The following is a 22,574-nucleotide window of genomic DNA, read 5'->3' as shown; positions in this document are numbered from 1 at the left end:
GTCGGCACGCCCGCGTACCGACCGCACCCGGCTGACGAGGACAAGGGAGTTCGCACTGAACGCGATCTGGGATTTCATCACCACTCGGCGAGAGCAATTGCTCACCGACTCCTACCTGCATGTCAGTGCCGTGGTGCAGTGCCTCGTCGTCGCCTCGGTGATCGGTGTCGTGGTGGGCATTCTGGTCTATCGCAGCCCCATCGGATCCGCGGCGGCCACCGCGCTGTCGAGTGTCATCCTGACGGTTCCGTCATTCGCGCTCCTCGGCGTGCTGATCCCCATCGTCGGACTCGGTGTCGCGCCGTCGGTCATCGCGCTCGTGCTGTATTCGCTGCTGCCGATCATCCGCAACACCATCATCGGCCTGTCGTCGGTCGACCCCGCGGTCACCGACGCCGCCCGGGGTATCGGTATGAACCGGCTGCGCATCCTCGGCCGGATCGAACTCCCCCTGGCCTGGCCGTCCATCCTGTCCGGCATCCGGGTGTCGGCGCAGATGGCGATGGGCATCCTCGCCATCGCCGCATACGCGAAGGGTCCCGGACTGGGCAACCTCATCTTCTCCGGTCTCGCCCGCGTCGGCAGTCCGACAGCGGTGCCGCAGGCCCTCACCGGAACCGTCCTCATCGTGATCCTCGCGCTGATCCTCGACGGCATCCTGCTTGCCATCGGCAAGCTCACCACTCCGAAGGGCATTCGATGACCACCAGCGATCCGAAGACAGCCGATACTCCGACCAGCGGCGACCACCGGACCGAGGACACGAAGGCCACCGGGTCGAACGCCACCGGGTCGAACGCCGAACACACCGGTGTCGAGATCGTCCTCGACCACGTCACCAAGGAGTACCCGGGCGCCGGGCGGCCCGCCGTCGACGACGTCAACCTGACCATTCCCGCGGGCGAGACCGTGATCTTCGTGGGCCCGTCCGGCTGCGGCAAGACCACCACGATGCGGATGATCAACCGGCTGATCGAGCCCACCTCCGGGCGCATCACCATCGCCGGTCGCGACAACAAGGACCTCAACGCCAACGAATTGCGCCGCAACATCGGCTATTCCATCCAGTCCGCCGGGCTCTTCCCGCATCTGACGGTCGCGCAGAACGTGGGCACCGTGCCCCGACTGCTGAAGTGGAAGAAGTCGCGCATCAAGGACCGCGTCGAGGAGATGCTCGACCTGGTGGGGCTCGACCCCGCCGAGTTCCGCGACCGCTACCCCCGCCAGCTCTCCGGCGGGCAGCAGCAGCGCGTGGGTGTCGCGCGGGCGTTGGCTGCCGATCCCCCGATCCTGCTGATGGACGAGCCCTTCGGCGCCGTCGACCCGATCACCCGCGGACTTCTCCAAGACGAGCTGCTGCGACTGCAGGACGAGTTGCACAAGACCATCGTGTTCGTCACCCACGACTTCTCCGAGGCGGTGAAGCTCGGTGACCGCATCGCCGTTCTCGGCTACCAGTCCAAGGTGCTGCAGTACGACACCCCCGAGGCCATCCTGGCCGCACCGGCCAACGACACCGTCGCGAAGTTCGTCGGCTCCGACGCCTCCCTTCAGCAGCTGACCCTGCTGCGCGTGCGCGACGTGGAGATCGAACGGCGACCCACGGCGCGTGAGGACGATCCGGTGGACTATCTGCGCGATCAGGTGCGCGACTGGGGCATCATCCTCGACTCGCGCGATCGGCCTGTGCGCTGGGTGCGACAGCGCGATCTGCGCGACGCGCGATCGCTCCGCGACGTGGGTGAGCCCGTCGGCGAGTTGGTGAGCCTGCGTTCCACGCTGCAGGATGCCCTCGAGGCGATCCTCGCCGATTCGAGTGCCTCTGCGATCGTCACCGGTGTTCGTGGCCGCTACGAGGGTGTGGTGACCATCGACACGCTCATCAGCACGGTGCGCACACTGCACGAGGAACACGCCCACGATCACGACGAGTCCGACGACGACTCCTCCCCCGCACCCGGGCCCGGCGTCCCCGACGTCCGCGATCCCATCGAGAAGGCCGCTGAAGCCGCGAAGGCGGAGCGGGCTCGCAGCGCCGACGAGACCGACAGCGACGGCTCGGCGGCTGCCGACGACCCCGAGCAGGCGCACCGATGACCACCACAGTCGCCGACGCCAAGGCGAAATCCACCACCGGTGGCGGGTCGGTCAATCGGCTCGCGGGTCAGCTCGACATCCTGCTGACCCCGGTCATCGTCATCGTGATCGCCGTCGCGCTGTTCTCCTGGGTGTTCAGTCAGGATCTCACCGCGACGCAGAAGGCCACCGTCAACGCCTCCTACGTGAGCCAGCTGATCGGCGAACACCTGCTGCTGACCATCGCGATCACCGCGATTGTGGTGGCGGTGTCGGTTCCGCTGGGAGTTCTGCTGACCCGCAGGCGATTCCGACCCCTCAAACCGATCTTCATCGGGATCGGCAACATCGGTCAGGCCGCACCGGCGATCGGTCTGCTGGTGCTGTTCTTCCTCTGGACCTCACAAACCGGCTTCTGGATCGGCGTGTTGCCGATCGCCTTCTACTCGCTGCTGCCCGTGTTGCGCAACACCATGCTGGGCATCGACTCGGTGGACCCCACACTCATCGATGCTGCACGCGGACAGGGGATGTCGGCCAGGGAGATATTGTTCCGCATCGAACTGCCGTTGGCCGTGCCCTATATCCTCGCCGGCCTGCGTACCTCGCTGGTGCTGGCCGTCGGCACCGCCACCCTGGCCTTCCTCGTCGATGCCGGCGGACTCGGCATCCTCATCGACACCGGATACAAGCTGCGCGACAACGTCACCCTGTATCTGGGCGCCGGTCTATCGGTGTGCCTGGCGCTGGTGGTCGACTGGGTCGGCGCGCTGGCCGAACGCTTCCTCGGACCGAAGGGCCTGCGATGATCCGGGGCACCGGTGGTGTGACACGACGCATCGGTTCGACACCACGCGTGGCGGTGCTGGCGGTGATCGCCGCACTCGTGAGCATCGTCGCCGCCTGCGGTCTGCAATCGGGAAGCGCCGTGCCGCTGGCTGTCGGTTCCGGCAGCATCACACCGCAGGACGATCTCAAGGGTGCCAAGATCACCGTGGGCAGCAAGGACTTCACCGAGCAGATCATCCTCGGCTACATCCTCGAGTTCGCACTGTCGGCGGCGGGTGCCGATGTGCGCGATCTGACCAACATCTCCGGTTCGCAGAGTGTGCGTGCGGCAATGGAGTCCGGTCAGGTCGACATCACCTACGAGTACACCGGCACTGCGTGGATCACCTATCTCAAACACGAGAAGCCGATCACCGACCCCGCCGAGCAGTTCGCGGCGGTCGCCGCCGAGGACCGCGAGCACCACGGACTCACCTGGGTCAATCCCGCTCCGCTGAACAACACCTACGCGCTGGCCACCAACCAGGCGACGCTGACGAGAACCGGGATCCGCACGCTGTCGCAGTACGCCGATCTCGTACGACGCGACCCGGGTGCGGCGGCCACCTGCCTGGAGACCGAGTTCCGAAGTCGCCGTGACGGTTTCCCCGGCATGGCGCAGGCTTACGGTTTCGACGCCGGCTCGGTCCCGATCAAGATCTTGCAGTCCGGCATCATCTATCAGGCGATCGCCAACGGAAACTGCAACTTCGGCGAGGTGTTCACCACCGACGGACGCATCAAGGCACTCAACCTCGCGCTGCTCGAGGACGACAAGAAGTTCTTCCCGAACTACAACGCCGCCGTGGTGATGCGCACCTCGATCGCCAAGAAGTACCCGTCGATCGCCAAGATCACCAAGCCGGTCTCGGATGCACTGACCATCCAGGCGATCACCGAGCTCAACCGCCAGGTCGACGTCGACGGCCGCGAGCCGGCCGACGTGGCGCGCGACTGGATGGTCTCGAAGGGTTTCGTCACCAAGGGTGACGACTGAGAACAACAGACGACTGGGCACAACAGACGACTGGGCACGACAACTGAGGACAGTGGTGACGACCGGAGCAGGTGTGCGCGTGGATCAGCGACGGGTCACGACGCGCGCAGCGTGACCACGATTCCGCGGTGATCGGAGCCCGGGACGTCGAAGCTGCGCACCGAGTCGGCGACAAAGCCGCGTGAGACCACATGGTCGATGCCGATCAACGGCGGATAGACGCGGTCACGCGGAAAGGTCGGCAGGAAGCCACTGCCCGATTGCACAGCCGCGTCGGCGAATCCGCCGGTGAGCAGGTCGCGGAACTGTTTGTGGTCGTAGGTCGAGTTGTAGTCGCCGGAGGCGAGCACGGGCCCGGAGCGAGACATCCAGTCCGCACGCATCGCCGCGAGCTCGCCGGTCCACCTGCTCGGCGGATCCGGCCACGGTGCGAGCAGGTGGACGGCGTAGATCGTCACATCACCGACTCCGGGGACCGCGGTCACCGCGCGCACGTTGTTGAGCGTGTGACCGTCGAGCAGCACGCCGTCGCGAAGCGCGGTGCGGCTGAACACTCCGGCTCCGCGACCACCGCTGTCGGCCGCGGTGTACTCGTAGCCCAACTCGGCCGAGATCCCCGCGGCGTGCAGGCGCGACAACGCTTGCGGGGTGAGTTCCTCGACGGTCAGCAGGTCGGCGTTCTCGTCGCGCACCCGCTTCACCAGCGTCGTCACGTCACCCTGTCCGAGCCGGATGTTGGACTGCACCACCACCAGCCGCCGGCCGTGCGCGGCCGCGTCGGCATGCCAGAGCGGGATTTGCGTCCACACCAGCGCCACCGCGGCGATCACCGTGAGGCCCAACGTGATCCATCGTCGCGTGAGCGAGAGGGCCACGACGCCCAGTACCGCGGCGATGATCGCCCACGGCACGAAACTCGTTGCCGCCACGGCATTCTGGCCATGCGAGGGATACCAGTGCAGCCACACGGCCACGGCCGTGACGGCCAGCATCGCCCAGCCGAGAGCCACCACGAGGAACCACAGCACTGCGGTCAATCCCCCGCGCGGTGGCGACGGCCAGCGCCTCACGCGCCGAAGATCTTGACCACCACGGCTTTCGCACGACGCGTCACGCGCAGGTAGTGCTCGAGGAACTCCGAGGCCTGCCCGTCTGGCCATCCGGCCGCATATGCGACCGAGCGCAGCTGATGACCGAGACCGGGCAACTGGTCGACGGGCTTGCCGCGCACCAGCACCAACGCATTCCGCGCCTTCGTCGCGGTGATCCACGCGTCTTTGAGTAGTCCCACGTCGGTCTCGCTGAGCAATTCGGCCGACCCGATCGCGTCGAGCGTCTCCAGCGTGGAGGTGTTGTGCAGCGACGGCAACCGGTGGGCGAAGCGCAGCTGGATCAGCTGCACGGTCCATTCGATGTCGGCGAGGCCGCCGCGCCCCAGTTTGGTGTGTGTCGCCGGATCCGCGCCGCGCGGAAGGCGTTCGGAGTCGACTCGGGCCTTGATGCGGCGGATCTCGCGAACCGCGTCGCGCGACACTCCGCCCTGCGGATAGCGGATGTCATCGATCATGTGCAGGAAGTCGATGCCGAGCTGGTCGTCACCGGCCACCTGATGCGCACGCAGCAGTGCCTGGACCTCCCAGGGCTGTGCCCACTGGTGGTAGTAGGCCCGGTAGGCGGCGAGCGTGCGCACCACCGGACCGTTGCGCCCTTCCGGGCGCAATCCGGTGTCGACCTCCAGCGGCGGATCGGCGGTCGGCTTGCCGAGCACCGAGCGCACCCGGTCGGCGACCATGTTCGCCCACCGGACGGCTTTGGGTTCGTCCACGTCGGGATTGGGCTGACACACGAACAGCACGTCGGCATCGGAACCGTAACCGAGCTCATTGCCCCCCAGGCGTCCCATCCCGATGACCGCGATGCGCGCCGGGGCCGGTTCGGTGCCTCCCGCGGTCATCGACCGGACCACCACCTCGAGTGCGGCATTGAGCACCGCCGACCACACCGAGGACAACGCCGCGACCACCTGTGGCACGTCGAGCATCCCGAGGATGTCGGCCGAGGCGATCCGCGCGAGCTCGGCGCGACGCAACGACCGTGCGACCGCGATCGCGCGGTCGGGGTCGGACTGGCGCATCGCCGAGGCGACGATCCCATGCGCCACGTCGTCGGTGTCGATTTCGAGCAGCCGCGGGCCGCGGGCGCCGTCCTGGTAGAGCCGGATCACCTCGGGCGAGCGCGTCAGCAGGTCGGCCACATACGGCGAGGTGCCCAGCACGCGCATGAGCCGCTCGGCCACCGCACCTTCATCTCGCAGCAGCCGCAGGAACCATTCCTGGTTCTCCAGCGCCTCCGACAGCCGACGGTAGTTGAGCAATCCGGCGTCGGGATCGGGTGTGCGCGAGATCCATTCGAGCAGCGTCGGCAGCAGCATCTCCTGGATGGCACCACGACGTCCCCCCTCGGCGACCAGTGCACGCAGGTGTCCGAGTGCGTGGTCGGGCTGGGCGTACCCCAGCGCATACAGCCGCTTGATCGCCGCCTCGTCGCTGAGTTGGAGTTCGTCGGTGTCGAAGTGCGTCACGGCCTCGAGCAGCGGGCGGTAGAACAGCTTCTCGTGCAGTCGCCGCACCCGCTGGGCCTGGTGGCGGATCTCGGTGCGCAAGACGTCGGTGGCGTCCATGTCGGCACGCTGACGGATATGCGCGGAGCGGGCCAGCCAGCGCATCGCCTCGTAGTCGTCGAACGGCGGGAGCAGATGTGTCCGTTTGAGTTTCTGCAGCTGCAGTCGGTGTTCGAGCAGACGCAGGAACTCATACGACGCGGTGAGGTTCGCCCCGTCGTCGCGACCGACGTAGCCGCCCTCGGTGAGGGCTTTGAGCGCACCCACGGTCGACCGCACGCGCAGCGACTCGTCCACCCGGCCGTGGACCAGCTGCAGCAGTTGCACCGCGAATTCGACATCGCGGATGCTGCCGCGGCCGAGTTTGAGTTCGCGGGCCCGCAGTTCCTCGGGCACCGACTGTTCGACACGCTCACGCATGCCCTGCACCTCGGTGACGAAATCCTCACGCTCGGAGGCCGTCCACACCATGGGGCTCAGCGCGTCGACGTAGGCACGTGCGAGCTCCATGTCACCGGTCATCGGCCGTGCCTTGAGCAGCGCCTGGAACTCCCAGGTCTTGGCCCACCGCTCGTAGTAGGCCACATGCGAGTTCAGCGTGCGGGTCAGCGCCCCTGCCTTGCCCTCCGGGCGCAGCGCGGCGTCGACCTCGAAGAATGCCAGCGACCCGACCCGCATCATCTCCCCGGCCAGCCGTGCACTGGTCCCGTCGGCCGGCTCGCTGACGAAGATCACGTCGACGTCGGAGACGTAGTTCAACTCGCGCGCGCCGCTCTTGCCCATCGCGATGACACCGAGGCGCACGGTCATCTCGCCGTCGCCGAACACCTCGCGGATCGCCACCGCCAGCGCCGCGGTCAGCGCGGCGTCGGCGAGGTCGGCCAGCAGCGCCCCGACCTCAGGGAAATACACCACGGGTTCGTCCTCGACCACCGGCGCCAGATCGTGTGCGGCGATCTGCAGCAGGATCGAGCGGTAGGCGTTGCGCAGTGCGACCACAGCCTTGGGACCGCTAATGGCCGCGCGGTAGAGCAGGTTGCCCTTCTCCACCTCGCCGGGTTCGGCGACCGCACCCACCGCATCGAGCAGCGTCGTGCGCATCTGTTCGGCGGTCGGCAGCTCGTCCCGGTAGAGCAGATGCCAGTCCTGCGGTTCGGCGGCGAGGTGGTCGCCCAACGCCTCGGAGGCCCCGGTGACACCGAACAGCCTGCCGCGAAACGATTCTCGGTCACGCAGCAGGCGGTCGACATCGGTCCACTCGTCGTCGAGTTCATCGTGCAGACGGGTGAGCGTGCGCAGGGTCAGATCAGGGCTCGGGGCACGCGAGAGCGCCCACAGCAGATCTGTGGACCTCTCGTCGTTCCACCCGAGGGCATCGAGGTTCTCCGACGCCGACGCGTCGAGCAACCCCAGGCGGCCGGGGCCGGGAATTCGTGCGCGGGAGGGAGGCGGTGTCACAGGGAGAACTTATCGTGACGCCCCGCGGCCCCGATCGACAACTCCCTGACGAGGTCCGCTAGAGGCTGATGTAACGGTTGAGCTCGAATGGGGTGACCTGCCCGCGGTAGTCGGTCCACTCGGCCCACTTGTTGCGCAGGAAGTAGTCGAACACGTGCTCGCCGAGCGCCTCGGCGACCAGCTCGGACTTCTCCATCTCCTGCAGCGCCATCGCCAGGCTGCTCGGCAGTTCGCGGTAACCCATCGCGCGACGCTCGGTGGGGGTCAGCTCCCAGACGTTGTCCTCGGCTTCGTCGGGCAGGTCATAACCCTCGGCGATGCCCTTGAGACCCGCTGCGAGCAGCACCGCGAAAGCCAGGTAGGGGTTGCAGGCCGAATCGGGCGAGCGCACCTCGATGCGACGCGACGACGCCTTGTTCGGCGTGTACAGCGGCAGTCGGACCAGCGCCGAGCGGTTGGCGCCGCCCCACGTGGCCGCCGTCGGAGCCTCGCCGCCGTGGATGAGCCGCTTGTAGCTGTTGACCCACTGGTTGGTGACCGCGCTCAGCTCGCTGGCATGGTGCAGGATCCCGGCGATGAACTTCTTGCCCGTCTCCGACAGCTGCATCGGGTCGTCGGGGTTGTGGAAGGCATTGATGTCACCTTCGAACAGGCTCATGTGCGTGTGCATCGCCGAGCCGGGGTAGTCGGTGAACGGCTTGGGCATGAACGTCGCCGCGACGCCCTCGCCGATCGCCACCTCCTTGATGAGGTAGCGGAAGGTCATCACGTTGTCGGCCATCGACAGGGCGTCGGCATAACGCAGGTCGATCTCCTGCTGACCGGGCGCACCCTCGTGATGAGAGAACTCCACCGAGATACCCATCGACTCGAGCGCCTCGATCGCATGCCTGCGGAAGTTGGGCGCGGCGGTGTGCGTCGTCTGGTCGAAGTAGCCACCGTCGTCGGCGGGCACCGGCTCGGTGTTCTTCTTCGGCGCCTCGCGCAGGAGGAAGAACTCGATCTCGGGGTGGACGTAGCAGCTGAATCCCTGGTCGGCAGCCTTGTTCAGCTGGCGACGCAGCACATTGCGCGAATCCGCCCACGACGGTGTCCCGTCGGGCATGACGATGTCGCAGAACATCCGGGCCGAGTGCTGCTTGCCGGTACTCGTCGTCCACGGGAGCACCTGGAAGGTCGAGGGATCGGGCCGCGCGACCGTGTCGGCCTCGGACACGCGCGAGAACCCCTCGATCGACGATCCGTCGAAGCCGATGCCTTCGTTGAAAGCCCCTTCGAGTTCCGCGGGGGCGATGGCGACTGACTTCAGATAGCCGAGAACGTCGGTGAACCACAACCTCACAAAACGGATGTCACGCTCTTCCAGGGTCCTGAGCACGAATTCCTTCTGCCGATCCATGCCCCGGAGAGTAGAAGTGCCCTGTTAAATCGGTGTTACATCCACGAGACAACCAGAATATGCAGGCATTTCACTCAGAGCGTCTCAACATCTGAGATTTTCAGGCGGGAGTGTGAGATTGACCAGGTAGGCGTCGACCGCGCGGTCAACGCAGGCGTTGCCATCGTAGGAGGCGGTGTGCTGGGTACCGGTGACGGTGATCAGCCGCGCATCCATCTGCGCCGCCAGACTCTGCCCGGCAGCATAGGGGGTGGCCGGGTCGTTGGTGGTCGAGACCACCACGGTCGTCGGCAGACCCGGCGCCGAGACCCGATGCGGTTGCGAAGTCGGCGGCACCGGCCAGAAGGCGCATTCGTCCTTGACACCGTGCCCGGTGCCGCGGCCGTCGTCGGTGAACGGCGCCACCTGCCGCGAGCGGCGCTCCAGCGAGTCGACGGTGGCACGGTCGGTGATCGCCGGCCCGTCGACACATCTGATGGCGGTGAACGCATCCGAAGTGGGGTCGTAGTGACCGGCGTCGTCGCGTCCCTCGTAGATGTCGGCCAGCCGGAGCAGCGTGTCCCCCCTGCCCGCACGCAGTTCGGCGAGCCCGGTGCGTAGGTACTGCCACAGCTCGGGACTGTAGAGCGCCTGCGCCACCCCGGTCATCGCATCGGAGTACGACAGTCCACGCGGGTCGGTGGTCGCGGCGGGGTGGCCGATCAGCGGCCGGGTCAGCGACCAGAACCGCGAGACCGCGGCACCGGCATCGGTGCCCAGGGCACAGTCGCTCCTCGTTGTGCAGTCGGCGGCGAAGGCGTCGAAGGCATGCTGGAAACCGGCGGTCTGCGCCAGCTGCTCGTCGACCGGGTTCTGCGAGGGATCCACCGCGCCGTCGTTGACCATCGCGCGGACTCTGGTCGGGAAAGCCTCGGCATAGGCCGAACCGATGCGGGTGCCGTAGGAGAAGCCGAGATAGTTCAGCTTGTCGTCGCGGAGCATAGCGCGGATGACATCGAGGTCACGCACCACGTCCACGGTGCCGACCTTCGACAAGAATTCGGTGCCCAGCTGGTCGGCACACGCGCGGCCGAACTGAGCATTGTGGGCCTCTCGTTCGGCGATGCCGCTGGGCGACCAGTCGGTGTCGTCGCGAGCCCGGTCGGCGTCGCGGTCGGAGTCCGACAGACAATGGATGGCCGGAGTCGAGTGCCCCACGCCGCGCGGATCGAATCCGACCAGGTCGAAGTGCTCGCCGATGGCGTGCTTGGCGAGATCGGCGGCCTGCCCGGCCATGAAGTCGACCCCCGATCCGCCCGGGCCGCCCGGGTTCATCAGCAACGACCCGATGCGCGCCGATCCGCCGGGCGCCGAGTAGCGGAACAAGGCCAGCGATGCGGTGTCGCCGGCCGGATCGGCATAGTCGACCGGCACCAGCACCCGCGCACAGGAGCTTCCGTCGCTCGGATAGTCGATGTCCGAGGAGATCATCGACTCACACGATCCCCACCGCAGGGTCTGCGCGTAGAAGCCGTCGATCGTGGTCGGCCGATCACCGGCGGGTTCGGACACCGAGTCCGACCCGGTGACCCGTTCGGGACTGCCGGTGACCCCGGAGTCGCACGCCGTGAGCCCGCTGGTGAGAAGGACGGCCGAGGTGACCAGCACCGACAGCGTCAGCGCGCGTCGCGCGAGGGATCTCCGCACATGCGGCGCCGTGATCATCCGCTCATGCTGTCACGTCGGTGTCATGTGACCGAACACACAGATGTGTCGGTTTCGGGCGAGTGTGCACGGTGGAAGGATTGACGTGGCCCTTGACCACCCGGGTACCCGTCTGACGGGACTCGAGGCACGAAAAGAGACAACGATGTCAGAGACACCTGTTTATGGTGCGCAGACCCCGTCCGCGTCGGACCCGGCTGCTACACCCGCCCGTCGCATCACCCGCGTCCATCACCTGGCGCAGATGAAGGCAGAGGGGCACAAGTGGGCGATGCTCACCGCCTACGACTACTCGTCGGCCCGCGTCTTCGACGACGCCGGCATCCCGGTACTGCTGGTCGGTGACTCCGCCGCCAACGTCGTGTACGGCTACGACACCACCATCCCCGTCACCTCCGACGAACTCATCCCGCTCGTGCGCGGGGTGGTCCGCGGCGCACCGCACGCACTCGTCGTCGCCGATCTCCCGTTCGGCTCCTACGAGGCCGGCCCGCAGCAGGCACTGGCATCGGCGGTCCGCTTCTTCAAGGAGGGCGGCGCGCATGCGGTGAAGATCGAGGGCGGTGAACGCATCGCCGATCAGATCGCCGCGCTCACCGCCTCCGGCATCCCCGTCATGGGCCACATCGGGTTCACCCCGCAGAGCGTCAACGGCCTCGGGGGCTTCCGGGTGCAAGGCCGCGGTGACGGATCCGACCAATTGATCGCCGACGCGATCGCGGTGCAGGAGGCCGGCGCATTCGCCGTCGTGATGGAGATGGTCCCGGCCGATCTCGCCGGCCAGATCACCCGCAAACTCACCATCCCCACCGTCGGGATCGGCGCCGGCAACGAAACCGACGGACAGGTGCTCGTGTGGCAGGACATGGCCGGCCTCACCTCGGGTAAGACCGCCAAGTTCGTGCGGCGCTTCGCCGACGTGGGGACCGAATTGCGGCGGGCCGCAGAACAATACGCCCGCGACGTGGCCACCGGGACGTTCCCCGGCCCCGAGCACAGCTACTGATCGCACCCCCCGCGAGGACTTCTGCCCGACTCTCGCGCCCGGCGGCCGATGCCCACCGGGCGCGGGTGTGTGCGGCATAGTGTGGAGCCCATGACCACGCCGTCCACAAACTCCTCCGCCCACTCCACCACCGATCCGGCACCGGCGTCCGGGACGGCCTACCGCGACTTCTACCCGGAGATCGATCCGTACGAGTCCGGTCACCTCGACGTCGGCGACGGCCAGCACATCTACTACGAGTGCAGCGGCGACCCCGACGGCAAGCCTGTGGTCTTCGTCCACGGCGGCCCCGGCGGGGGCACCTCCCCCACCCAGCGACGGTTCTTCGATCCGAAGGCCTACCGGATCATCCTGTTCGACCAGCGCGGATGTGGTCAGTCGACACCGCATATCGCCGACGGCGCCGATCTGTCGGTCAACACCACCGACAAGCTGATCTCGGACATGGAGAAGATCCGCGAACACCTGGGTGTCGCGCGCTGGCAGGTGTTCGGCGGCTCGTGGGGTTCGACGCTGGGCCTTGCCTACGCCCAGGCCCACCCCGACCGCGTCACCGAGCTGGTGCTGCGGGGCATCTTCCTGCTGCGGCGCTCGGAGATCGATTGGTACTACAACGGCGGCGCCGCCCACATCTTTCCCGACCAGTGGGAGGGCTATCTTTCGGTGATCCCGGCCGACGAACGCGACGGTGATCTGGTCGCCGCCTATCACCGTCTGCTCACCGGCGACGATCGCCACCTCGCGCAGGCCGCGGCGACCGCGTGGACGACCTGGGAGCAGAGCACCTCACATCTGTTGCCGCAGAACTCCGCCGTGGATTCCGACCCCCGCTTCGATCTCGCCTTCGCCGGTATCGAGAACCACTACTTCATGCATCACGGCTTTCTCGAGGACGGGCAGCTGCTGACGAACATCGACCGGATCGCCCACATCCCGGGAGTGATCGTGCAGGGCCGTTACGACGTGGTGTGCCCCATGCGCAGTGCCTGGGATCTGCACCGCGCGTGGCCGTCTGCGCAACTGCATGTGGTCGCCGATGCCGGTCACGCCTCCTTCGAACCGGGGATCCGCCATCATTTGATCGAGGCCACCGACGCCTTCGCGACTCGGTGACGTCCCCATCCACCCGCCCGTCGGCGATCGCCGTGCACAGAAGAGGAGAACACGGTGCCCACCCGTGACAACGTGGAGCTCGAGATCAAGTTCGATGTCGAACCCGGCACTCCCGCACCGGATCTGACGCAGGTCGATGCCATTGCCTCGGTGTCGGAGCCGCAGACCGAAGACCTCTCGGCCACCTATTTCGACACCAATTCGCTCGATCTCGCCGGAAACCGCATCACCCTCCGCCGGCGTACCGGTGGTCACGATGCCGGCTGGCATCTCAAGCGCCCACTCGCCGGGGACGGACGACGGGAGACCCAAGCCGACCTCGGCGACTCGCCCGACGAGTCCACGGTTCCCGAGTCATTGGCCTCACAGATCGTCGTCCACGTCCGCGGCCGGCGACTGGTCCCGGTCGCGGTGATCGACACCCAGCGTGAGGTCACCGTCGCCTACGACGACTCCGGTGACGAGCTCGGCGAGCTGGCGCGCGACACCGTCACCGCCAGCTCCCTGCTGCCCGGCGGCACCTCCCAGACGTGGTCGGAGTGGGAGTTCGAGCTGCGCCCCGACCACACCGACGCCGCCGGACGCGCCGTACTCGCCGACGTCGGGTCGGTGCTGACGGCCGCCGGCGCCCGACCTGCGTCGAGTTCGTCGAAACTGGCCCGCGCGATCGGGTCGACGCCGGTCGTCGCTCAGCGGTCGCTGGGCGACCATCCGACCGCGCTGGAGTTGGTGCTGATGTCACTGCGCCGGCATCGAGATCTGCTGGTGGACCACGATCCCCGCGTCCGGGCCGACGAGGACGATGCGGTGCATCAGATGCGGGTGGCCGCCCGCCGGCTGCGCAGTGTGATCCGCGGTTTCCCGGGCGTGCTCGACGGCCCGCGCACCGACGCGCTGGCCGAGGAGCTCAAGGTACTCGGCCAGGTGCTCGGGGCGGCGCGTGACGCCGAGGTGCAGCTCGCTCGTCATCGCGAGCTGCTGGCCGACGAGGAGCAGCGGCCGTTGCTGACCCGTTCCCTCGTCGAGGACGTGTCACATGCGCATGATCGCGCCGTCGAGCGGGTGCACGCCGCACTCGACTCCGACCGATATCTGGCGCTGCTCGACATGCTCGACGCGATGATCGGCGATCCCGAACCCGGTCCGCATGCCGACGATGACGCGAAAGATGCTGTTGCCCAAGCGGTTTCCCACACCCGCAAGGCGGTGAAGAAGGCAACACGCAGGGTTGACGAGTTGCCGGCGGATTCCCACGAGTGGGAGGAGGCCGTGCACACCGTCCGCAAGAAGGCCAAAGCGCTGCGCTACAGCGCCGAGGCCGAGAAGGACCTCGGTGTCGACGCGCACCGCAAGACCGCGCGGCGGGCCGCGGCGATCCAGGACGCCCTCGGGGATTTCCACGACGCGGTGATCTCACGTCACCGGCTCACCCGGCTGCGGCGCACCGGCGCCGCCGACCGGGACGACACATTCGTCCTCGGGCGCCTCGATGCGCGCGAGCAGCAGATGTGCGCGGAGTCGATCGCCACGTGGCGGGCTCTGGCGCGGAAACTATAGCCGCGCGGCGGGCGAACGAGCCGGCCTGTAAGCCGGATCCTGTACCACCCCGAGACGGGGCGGCGGCGACCATCCATCTGGGCACACCGTCACCGGGTACCTCGAGCGGTCCACCCGCAGGCTCGGGCGAGCAGCCCTCGGACACCTGCGCACCCGCACCGACACGCGGTGCGGGCTTCGACCTTGCTCCGGGCGGGGTTTACCGAGCCGTCGCGGTCACCCGCGACGCTGGTGCGCTCTTACCGCACCGTTTCACCCTTACCGGTCGTCAGACGACCGGCGGTCTGTTCTCTGTGGCACTGTCCCGCGGGTCACCCCGGGTTGCCGTTAGCAACCACCCTGCTCTGTGGAGTCCGGACTTTCCTCGATCGCGGGCCACCGGTCATGTGCCGGAGGTACCCGCGACCGCGGCCGCCCGGCCGACTCGTTCGCGGTGTCAGATCATACCCGCGGGCCCTGATCGCTGGACAATTCACATCGGTCTGCGCGACGCCCCGCCGATCGGCGCCGTGCCTGGTTGACTCGTGCCGGTGGTCACCATCGCACAGCGGGTACGAGCAGTCGCCGCGGTCCTGCAGTCGGTCCTGCCGTCGGTCACCGTCATCGCCCCGGCCTGTCTGATGACCGTCACCGGGCTGATCACCGCGATGCCGGGAACCGCGGCCGCGGGCGCCGGACCCGCGCACGTGGTGTCGGTGCATGTGGTCTCGGCCCACCGGGTGAGCGCCGAGGTGTTCTCCGCCGCGATGAGTCGGGTCGTCACCGTGAACGTGCTCCTCGGTCCGACCGGTGATCGACCACGGCCCACCGTCTACGCCCTCGACGGCATCTCCGCGGGAACCACATCGGGTTTCACCGAGAGCGATTGGCTCGGACAGACCGACATCGAGCGGTTCATGTCCGGTAAGCAGACCACCGTGGTGTTCCCCGTCGGTGGACCGGCCTCCTACTACACCGACTGGCGCCGCGACGATCCCGTGCTGGGCCGGATGCGCTGGGAGACCTTTCTCACCCGGGAGCTACCCCCGTTGATCGACAGGCGATTTCACGGCAACGGCACGAATGCCCTTCTGGGGCTGTCCATGGGCGCCACCGCAGCGTCGGTACTGCAGATGCGGCATCCGCACCTGTACAGCGGCGGAGCCTATTTCAGCGGATGCCCCGATCTCGGAGTACCCACGGCGCAGCAGGCCACGATGGCCACGATCGCGACCCGGCTGGGCGACCCGGAGAACATGTGGGGGCCGCCGGGTTCACCGGCCTGGCTCGATCACGACCCGTCCGCACATCCGGAGGCATTCGCCGGCAAACCTGTCTATGTGGCGGTCGGCGACGGCAATTACGACCTGTCGCTGGGCATTCGGGCACTGGCCGATCCGGCCGGTGTGGTGATCGAACGGGCATCCAACTACTGCACGCGCCTGTTCCAGTCGGCGATCGAAGGTGCCGGGGTCACGTCGGTGAGCTTTCACTACGGACTCGGAGTGCACGCGTGGGGATACTGGGAGCGCGATCTGCATCAGGCCTGGCCGACCCTGCGCGCCGCACTCGGGCTCGACGCCCACGATCGGGTGCCCTCCTCAGCGCATCCGACGTCTGGTTGACCCCGAGTCGGGCTCTCAGCCGTCGAGATGGCAGATGTCGTTGACGCCACGCACCGACGTACCACCGTCGGGATAGTGTTCGGCGATCGACAGCGACGCGAGATCCAGGTGGAGGCGGTACAGCAGCGACGGGCCCACACCGAGCGCCTGTTGCAGCATCAGTTTGATGGGTGTCACATGCGACACCACCACGATCGTGCTCGCGGGATGGGCTGCGACGAGCGCGTCACGCGCCCGCGCGACACGTACGGCCACCTCGTCGAAACTCTCACCGCCGGGCGGACTCACCAAGACATCCGAGCGCCATCGGCGGTGCAGATCGGGATCGTGCGCGAGGGCCTCGGCGAACGTGAGGCCCTCCCACGCACCGAAATCGGTCTCGATGAGCCCCTCCTCGACCACCACCGGCAGTTGGTGCACATCGGCGACCGCCTGCGCGGTCGCCGTCGCACGGGCCAGCGGCGAGCTGATCACCGCGGCCACGTCGACTCCCGCGAGCCGCCGCGCGGCCGCGTCGGCCTGACGGCGGCCCAGGTCGGTCAGCGGCGGGTTCCCGCGTCCCGAGTAGCGCCGGTCGACCGACAACGCCGTCTGACCGTGGCGCAGCAACAGCAGCCGTGTCGGTGCGCCGACCGCCCCGGTCCAGCCGGGGCCACCCGAATGCTCCTGCGAGGCCTGCGGTGTCGCGTCGCGTCGGGACTCGTCTGAGGGTGTCACCGCCGTGTCACTGTCCGCCGCGCACGAGGATGGCGCCGCATTCCTCGCAGCGGACGACGTCGTCGGCCGGGGCCGAGGAGACCTTCGAATATGTGCCGCGGTCGAATTCGATGCCGCAGCCGCCGCACCGGGCGCCGACCAACCTGGCCGCACCCGTCCGTCCGCCCGCATGCACCCGGTCGTACACCGCGAGCAGATCCGGCGGTACGTCCGAGGCTGCCTTCTCCCGCCGGGCCAACAGGTCGGTCTCGCGGTCGGCGGCCTCGCGCCGGGCGGTGTCGCGCTTGGCGGTCACCTCGTCGATCTCTTTCTGCACCCGGTCCCCGAACTCCCGTGCGCGCTGTTGATCGACGTCGATGGCCTCCTGCTGCTCCATGAGGCTGAGCAGCTCGTCCTCGAGGATGTCGCGGCGCCGGCCCAGACTGGTGACCTCGTGTTGGAGCTCGGCCAGCGCCTTGGGCGCGAGCCCACCGCCCGCCAACAGGTCGGAGTCACGCTCGATGCGCTGTCCCATGAGCGTGATCTCGGCTTCGAGCCGGGAGGATTCACGCTGGGCGTCCTCGACGGAGATCTCGGCGCGCACCTGGGCATCGCGCTGGCCGGACAGTTCGCCGGTCAGCCGGGTCAGCTCGGCGTCCTCGGGCAGATGTGCCACCCGATGGCGGACCTGCGCCAATTGTGCGTCGATGTCGGCGACCACCAGGAGCAGTCGCTGGTCTGCGGGAGCGGCTTTCATCGCCCTCCTATCTGTTGGGGTTGTCGTGGCCTGTCAGACGGCCGATGTGTGAGGTGTCGAGCGGTGTCTCAGGCCGGCGGGCTGTCCGCGTGCACCACGAACGGGTCTGTCGGACGCTGATGAACAGCGACCGCGACGCCGGCGGGCAAGGCCGCGGTGAGCGTTGCCGAAGCGTCAGCGCACCAGGGGAACTCGGTGGCCCAGTGTCCGGCGTCGACCAGTGCCGGTCCGCCCGCACGCCGGTGTTCGTCGACGGGATGATGGCGCAGGTCGCCGGTCACGTAGGCATCCGCATCGGTTCTGGCGACCAGATCGAGTAATGAGTCACCGGCGCCGCCGCACACCGCGACCTTCTCGATCCGCGACTGCGGGTCGCCCGCCGCGCGCACCCCCCACGGGGTGGCGGGCAGCGTCGCGGCGACGTGAGCGGTGAACTGTGCCAACGACATCGGCTCTGCCAGCCGTCCGATGCGGCCCAGTCCGGTGGCGCCGGGCAGGCTCGCCTGTGTGAGCACGTCGAAGGCCGGTTCCTCATAAGGATGCGCGCGCCGCAGGGCCTCGAGGACCCGCTCACGCACACCCGCGCGGGCCACCATCTCGATCTTGGTCTCGGCGACCGCCGCGAGCTCACCGACCGCTCCGATCGCCGGCTGCGCCGCGCCGACGGGAAGGAACTGACCGCGCCCGTCGACGCGCCAGTCGCAGTGACGGTATTCGCCGATCTCGCCAGCACCCGCGGCGAACATCGCCTCGGCGACCGTGTCCGCATCCTCGGCGGGGACGAACACCGACCACTTGTCCATTACGCCGGTCGGCGTCGGCTCCAGCACGTCGCAGTCCACGAGTCCCAGCGCGTCGGCGAGCGCGTCGGACACTCCACGCTGTGCGGAGTCGGCGTTGGTGTGCGCGGTGAACAGGGCGATGCCGTGGCGGATGAGCCGATGGACGATCCGGCCCTTGGCGGTGTCGGTACCTACCCGATCCACCCCGCGCAGCAGCAGCGGGTGGTGGGCGACGATCATCGTGTGACCGTCGGCGACGGCCGCGTCGACCACCTCGTCGGTGACGTCGACGGTCAGCAGGATCGACTCGGCCGATTCGGCCGGATCACCGCACACCAGCCCCACCGAATCCCAGCTCTGCGCCAGCACCGGCGGGTAGGCACGGTCGAGTACCGCGATCACATCGGCGACGGTCACAGAAGGCATGGTTGAACCAGACTAGTTGATCGCGCAGCGCGGTCGGGACGCACCGCGATTCGCCCAGAACCGCCGCCGCTCGCACCACTGACGGCTGGTGGGGGCAGGATTGGGGTGTGACCGACCAGCCAGACCCCCGACCAGACCCAGCCGCCCCGTCCACCGTCGTCCTCTTCGATCTCGACGGCACCATCACCGATTCGTTTACCGGGATCGTCAACAGCTTCCGACATGCACTCGCCGCGGTCGGCGCGCCGGAGCCCGATCCCGATGTGGTCCGCGGCATCGCGGGACCGCCGATGCTCGACACCCTGCACCTGGTGGGTCTCGACGAGGACACTGCCACGGCCGCTCTGAGCGCCTACCGTGCGCGCTATACCGACACCGGTTGGCGCGAGAACGCGGTCTTCGACGGTATGGCAGACCTCGTCGGCGATCTGCACGCAAAGGGCAGGCGGCTCGCGGTGGCCACCTCCAAGAACGAGGACACCGCGCAGGTGATCCTGCAGCATTTCGGACTGGCCGAGAACTTCGAGGTGATCGCCGGCTCGACACCGGATGGTTCTCGCCGGGCGAAGGCCGACGTCATCGCCTCGGCCCTGACCCGACTGGGCATCTCCACCGATCCCGAGGATCCCGACCGCGACGACGTGGTCATGATCGGCGACCGCCACCACGACGTCACCGGGGCCGCGCATTTCGGCATACCCACCGTGTTCGTGAAGTGGGGCTATTCTGAGCCGGGAGAATCTGTTGGCGCGACATGGGTCGTCGACTCCGTTGAGGAGCTCCGGAGGTTGCTGGGTGCCTGATCTTCATGTGTGTTTCGTCTGCTCGGGAAACATCTGCCGTTCCCCGATGGCGCAGAACATCTTTCGCAAGGCGATCGCCGACGAGGGCCTCGCCGAGCGTGTGCTGGTGACCAGCTGTGGTCTCGGCGGCTGGCATGTGGGTCAACACGCCGACGACCGGGCACGCGCAGAACTGTTGCGGCACGGCTATTCCGACGAGCACATTGCCGCACAGCTCGGTCCGCGCGACATCGATTCCGATCTTCTCGTCGCCATGGATTCGGGACATCTGCGCGAGCTGACGCACCTCGGACTCGGCGACCGGTCGGTGCTGTTGCGCAGCTTCGATCCCGACGCAGGTGACGATCTCGACGTCGAGGACCCCTACTACGGGGGTAACGACGATTTCCGGGAGGTGCGCGAGGAGATCGAGGCGGCAGTGCCGGGACTTCTGGCGTGGACCCACGAGCACCTCGACGACGCACCGGCACGTTCGCACGACATGTGACGCGGCGCGGGTCCCGGCCATCTGCCAGGACCCGCGCCGATCACCTGGGGGTCACAGCACGCGGCTAGGTATTCGCCGTGACGACCTTGTTGACGAAGCGCAGCTTGTCGAGCACCTTCGGCGGCAACACGAACGGATAGAGGTCGTTGACGCCCATCGACCGGTTGATCTGGTTGAGCGCCCAGCTCAACGGAAGCCACCACTCGATGACGCGATCGAAGCCGACATCGCCGGGAACCGTCGAGTCCAGCGTCGCCGAGGCCGGGGCCATCGCATAGGCGGCGGCGGTGTCGAGGGTGTCGCGGATGTGCAGATAGTGCGCGAAGGTCTCGGCGAAGTCCTCCATGGGGTGCATCGTCGCGTAGGACGAGACGTAGTTCTGCTCCCAGTTCTCCGGCGGCCCGTCGTGGTAGTGCTTGTCGAGCGCCTCCTGGTAGTCGGCGTCGGGATCACCGAACAACTCGTCGTATTCGGCACGGTTCTCCCCGTCGCCGACGAGGACCATCTGGTAGTAGTGACCGATCTCGTGCCGGAAGTGCCCGAGCAGAGTTCGGTAGGGCTCGTCCATCTCGACGCGCAGCTGTTCGCGGTGGACGTCGTCGCCCTCGGCGAGGTCGAGGGTGATGACCCCGTCCGCGTGACCGGTCATCACCGTCTGGTGCTCGCTGGAGAGCAGGTCGAACGCCAGCCCGGTCTCGGGATCCTCTGTGCGGTCGACGATCGGCAGCTTCAATTCGGTCAGCTCGAACACCAGTCGGCGTTTGGCCAGTTCGGCCTCGGCGAACTCGGCCATCGCCTCGGTGTCGTCGTCGGACGGCCGGGTGCGCGTCAGGCGACACGACTCACACAGCGCCGGAAGGTCGGGGCCGAGTTCGACAAGCCAGTTGCAGGCCGCCACCGCCGAGTTGGCGCAGCGTCCGACTGTGGCGCCGTCGACGTCGGCCTGTTCGTTCTCGTCGAGTACGAGGATGTCTCGCGAAGGCAGGTACACACCGAGTGAACTCTGGCAGTGCAGACATAGCGAGTTCTCGAAGCTCAGGAATTGGCCACACTTGTGGCACAGGAATGCACGCATCGGCAAAGGCCTCTTTCGAAGGTCGTGTGCTAGGTGATCAAAGGGCACGCCCGCCTGTGATGGCGGCGCCGGTGGGCAGGGGTTTTCGCCTCCGCCACAATACTCGCCCGCGCCGGGCGGCGAGGTCGGCGTTTCGCCCGTGTCCGCGGGTGAAACCGACCAGATGAGCCCACATCACTGCCCACCCGGCTGGGTACCGCGACCGGCGGTGGGTACCGTTGGTCTCATGGGTGTCGTGCGTGGATTTCTGCGCCCCGGCTGGATCGCCCTGGCCGTGGTAGTCGGTGCGTTCGCAGTGGGGTGCTTCTTCGTGCTGGCACCGTGGCAGCTGGGTAAGAACACCTCGACGCAACACCAGATCAGCCTGCTCAAGCAGGCGATCAAGACCGATCCCGTGCCGGTGGCGCAACTGGGCACCGACACTTTCGCCCCCGACAACGAATGGCGTGCGGTCACCCTCACCGGAACCTATCTCCCCGACGCCCAGTCGGTGCTGCGGCTGCGCTCGGTCGACGGGAGCCCGTCCTATGAGGTATTGATCCCGCTGCGCACCGACGATCACACCTATTTGGTCAACCGCGGCTACGTCAAACCCACGCAGGGAACCGCTCTCCCCGACATCCCGGCGGTACCGGAGGGAACGGTCACCGTCACCGGACGTATCCGGATGGCCGAGCCGACCGCGATCGATCGCGGGCCCCGGATCGAGAACGGCGCACTGCAGGTCTACAACATCGACCCGGTGGCCATCGGGGACGCCACCCGCACGCCGATGGAGCACGGGTACCTGCAACTCAACGGCTCACAACCCGGCAGCCTCGGCGAGATCCCGTTGCCGCAGATGGATTCCGGGCCGTATCTGTCGTACGGATTGCAGTGGCTGGCATTCGGCGTGATGGCACCGTTGGGACTCGGCTACTTCATCTACTCCGAGATCCGTCACCGCCGCGCCGATCGTGCCGCGGCCGCCAAGACCGCTGCGAACACGGGTGCCGGTGATACGGCCGGACCCGCGGGCATCGACAGTGCGGGCGTGTCGGTGGCGTCCGCTGCGCACCTAGACGAGGTGTCGGCGAGCCGCCGCACCGGCGACGCCCCGACTCGCCGCAGCTCCACCGACGACAGCCCCACCGATGACAGCCCGACCGACGACAGCCCGGCTGACCACGCGATGCAGCCCGCAGGC

At 67.7% G+C, this 22,574-nt stretch carries 17 protein-coding genes, 1 other RNA gene and 2 pseudogenes; 11 read left to right on the top strand and 9 right to left on the bottom strand.

Translation table 11 applies throughout. The features are described from left to right. Positions 1-55: 55 nt before the first annotated feature. From IEW22_RS01710 to IEW22_RS01695, 4 genes are read left to right on the top strand one after another with little or no spacing between them, the layout of a single operon-like run. Entirely contained in the window at positions 56-703 is a 648-nt protein-coding gene (locus IEW22_RS01710) for an ABC transporter permease (RefSeq protein ID WP_188585013.1), read from the top strand. Next, the gene (locus IEW22_RS01705) at positions 700-2,097 is read left to right on the top strand and encodes an ABC transporter ATP-binding protein (RefSeq protein ID WP_188584865.1); all 1,398 of its coding nucleotides are present in this window, start codon (positions 700-702) and stop codon (positions 2,095-2,097) included. The genes IEW22_RS01710 and IEW22_RS01705 overlap by 4 nt, the downstream gene beginning before the upstream one ends. Next, on the top strand, positions 2,094-2,885 hold the full coding sequence (locus IEW22_RS01700) for an ABC transporter permease (protein WP_188584864.1): 792 nt from the start codon (positions 2,094-2,096) through the stop codon (positions 2,883-2,885). Before IEW22_RS01705 ends, IEW22_RS01700 begins: the two co-directional genes overlap by 4 nt. A 17-nt stretch (positions 2,886-2,902) precedes the next feature. Beyond that, positions 2,903-3,901 carry a glycine betaine ABC transporter substrate-binding protein gene (locus IEW22_RS01695; protein WP_373284117.1) on the top strand — a complete coding sequence of 333 codons (999 nt, stop codon included), beginning with the start codon at positions 2,903-2,905 and terminating at the stop codon, positions 3,899-3,901. 95 nt (positions 3,902-3,996) lie between these two features. Here IEW22_RS01695 and IEW22_RS01690 read toward each other — a convergent pair whose 3' ends face one another. The 4 genes from IEW22_RS01690 to IEW22_RS01675 form a co-directional block, all read right to left on the bottom strand. Continuing rightward, on the bottom strand, positions 3,997-4,971 hold the full coding sequence (locus IEW22_RS01690; protein ID WP_188584862.1) for an endonuclease/exonuclease/phosphatase family protein: 975 nt from the start codon (positions 4,969-4,971) through the stop codon (positions 3,997-3,999). Further along, positions 4,968-7,979 (bottom strand): bifunctional [glutamine synthetase] adenylyltransferase/[glutamine synthetase]-adenylyl-L-tyrosine phosphorylase, encoded by a 3,012-nt coding sequence (locus IEW22_RS01685; RefSeq protein WP_188584861.1) that lies wholly within the window; start codon positions 7,977-7,979, stop codon positions 4,968-4,970. The genes IEW22_RS01690 and IEW22_RS01685 overlap by 4 nt, the downstream gene beginning before the upstream one ends. Positions 7,980-8,037: 58 nt before the next feature. Then, positions 8,038-9,378, bottom strand: a complete 1,341-nt coding sequence (glnA, locus tag IEW22_RS01680) for a type I glutamate--ammonia ligase (RefSeq protein ID WP_188584860.1) — start codon at positions 9,376-9,378, stop codon at positions 8,038-8,040. A gap of 84 nt (positions 9,379-9,462) precedes the next feature. Next, the gene (locus tag IEW22_RS01675) at positions 9,463-11,082 is read right to left on the bottom strand and encodes an alpha/beta hydrolase (protein ID WP_188584859.1); all 1,620 of its coding nucleotides are present in this window, start codon (positions 11,080-11,082) and stop codon (positions 9,463-9,465) included. A 145-nt stretch (positions 11,083-11,227) separates the two neighbouring features. Between IEW22_RS01675 and panB the strand changes: the two genes are divergently transcribed. The 3 genes from panB (at position 11,228) to IEW22_RS01660 (ending at position 14,758) form a co-directional block, all read left to right on the top strand. Beyond that, complete coding sequence (panB, locus tag IEW22_RS01670) at positions 11,228-12,088, top strand: 3-methyl-2-oxobutanoate hydroxymethyltransferase (protein WP_188584858.1); 861 nt, start codon at positions 11,228-11,230, stop codon at positions 12,086-12,088. Between the two features lie 90 nt (positions 12,089-12,178). Then, positions 12,179-13,201 carry a prolyl aminopeptidase gene (pip, locus tag IEW22_RS01665; protein WP_188584857.1) on the top strand — a complete coding sequence of 341 codons (1,023 nt, stop codon included), beginning with the start codon at positions 12,179-12,181 and terminating at the stop codon, positions 13,199-13,201. A gap of 54 nt (positions 13,202-13,255) precedes the next feature. Further along, entirely contained in the window at positions 13,256-14,758 is a 1,503-nt protein-coding gene (locus IEW22_RS01660; RefSeq protein WP_188584856.1) for a CYTH and CHAD domain-containing protein, read from the top strand. A gap of 12 nt (positions 14,759-14,770) precedes the next feature. On the opposite strand, the gene rnpB is transcribed toward IEW22_RS01660, so the two are convergent. Then, positions 14,771-15,185: RNase P RNA component class A (rnpB, locus tag IEW22_RS01655), an RNA gene on the bottom strand. 103 nt (positions 15,186-15,288) lie between these two features. Here rnpB and IEW22_RS01650 point away from each other — a divergent pair. After that, entirely contained in the window at positions 15,289-16,362 is a 1,074-nt protein-coding gene (locus IEW22_RS01650; RefSeq protein ID WP_229742084.1) for an alpha/beta hydrolase, read from the top strand. 15 nt (positions 16,363-16,377) lie between these two features. Here IEW22_RS01650 and IEW22_RS01645 read toward each other — a convergent pair. From IEW22_RS01645 to IEW22_RS01640, 3 genes and pseudogenes are all read right to left on the bottom strand, one after another. Then, a pseudogene (locus IEW22_RS01645) lies at positions 16,378-17,157 on the bottom strand (histidine phosphatase family protein); the annotation flags it as partial. Then, positions 17,087-17,815, bottom strand: a complete 729-nt coding sequence (locus tag IEW22_RS19940) for a zinc ribbon domain-containing protein (RefSeq protein WP_229742083.1) — start codon at positions 17,813-17,815, stop codon at positions 17,087-17,089. The pseudogene IEW22_RS01645 and the gene IEW22_RS19940, both read right to left, overlap by 71 nt. A gap of 68 nt (positions 17,816-17,883) precedes the next feature. Continuing rightward, the gene (locus IEW22_RS01640) at positions 17,884-19,023 is read right to left on the bottom strand and encodes a Nif3-like dinuclear metal center hexameric protein (RefSeq protein ID WP_188584854.1); all 1,140 of its coding nucleotides are present in this window, start codon (positions 19,021-19,023) and stop codon (positions 17,884-17,886) included. A gap of 107 nt (positions 19,024-19,130) precedes the next feature. Here IEW22_RS01640 and IEW22_RS01635 point away from each other — a divergent pair, with 107 nt between their 5' ends. After that, on the top strand, positions 19,131-19,826 hold the full coding sequence (locus IEW22_RS01635; protein WP_188584853.1) for an HAD hydrolase-like protein: 696 nt from the start codon (positions 19,131-19,133) through the stop codon (positions 19,824-19,826). Further along, a complete protein-coding gene (locus tag IEW22_RS01630) occupies positions 19,819-20,313 on the top strand; it encodes a low molecular weight protein-tyrosine-phosphatase (RefSeq protein WP_268235451.1) in 495 nt (164 codons plus the stop codon). The genes IEW22_RS01635 and IEW22_RS01630 overlap by 8 nt, the downstream gene beginning before the upstream one ends. Positions 20,314-20,377: 64 nt before the next feature. Here IEW22_RS01630 and IEW22_RS01625 read toward each other — a convergent pair whose 3' ends face one another. Continuing rightward, a complete protein-coding gene (locus IEW22_RS01625) occupies positions 20,378-21,388 on the bottom strand; it encodes a zinc-binding metallopeptidase family protein (RefSeq protein WP_188584851.1) in 1,011 nt (336 codons plus the stop codon). A gap of 163 nt (positions 21,389-21,551) precedes the next feature. Here IEW22_RS01625 and IEW22_RS19935 point away from each other — a divergent pair. Further along, positions 21,552-22,316, top strand: a pseudogene (locus tag IEW22_RS19935) (SURF1 family cytochrome oxidase biogenesis protein); the annotation flags it as partial. Positions 22,317-22,574 lie beyond the last annotated feature (258 nt).

Source organism: Gordonia jinhuaensis (assembly GCF_014639795.1).
GTDB lineage: Bacteria > Actinomycetota > Actinomycetes > Mycobacteriales > Mycobacteriaceae > Gordonia_B > Gordonia_B jinhuaensis.
The sequence above is the reverse complement of the archived record's forward strand: the minus strand, read 5'-3'. Positions and strand labels throughout refer to the sequence as shown.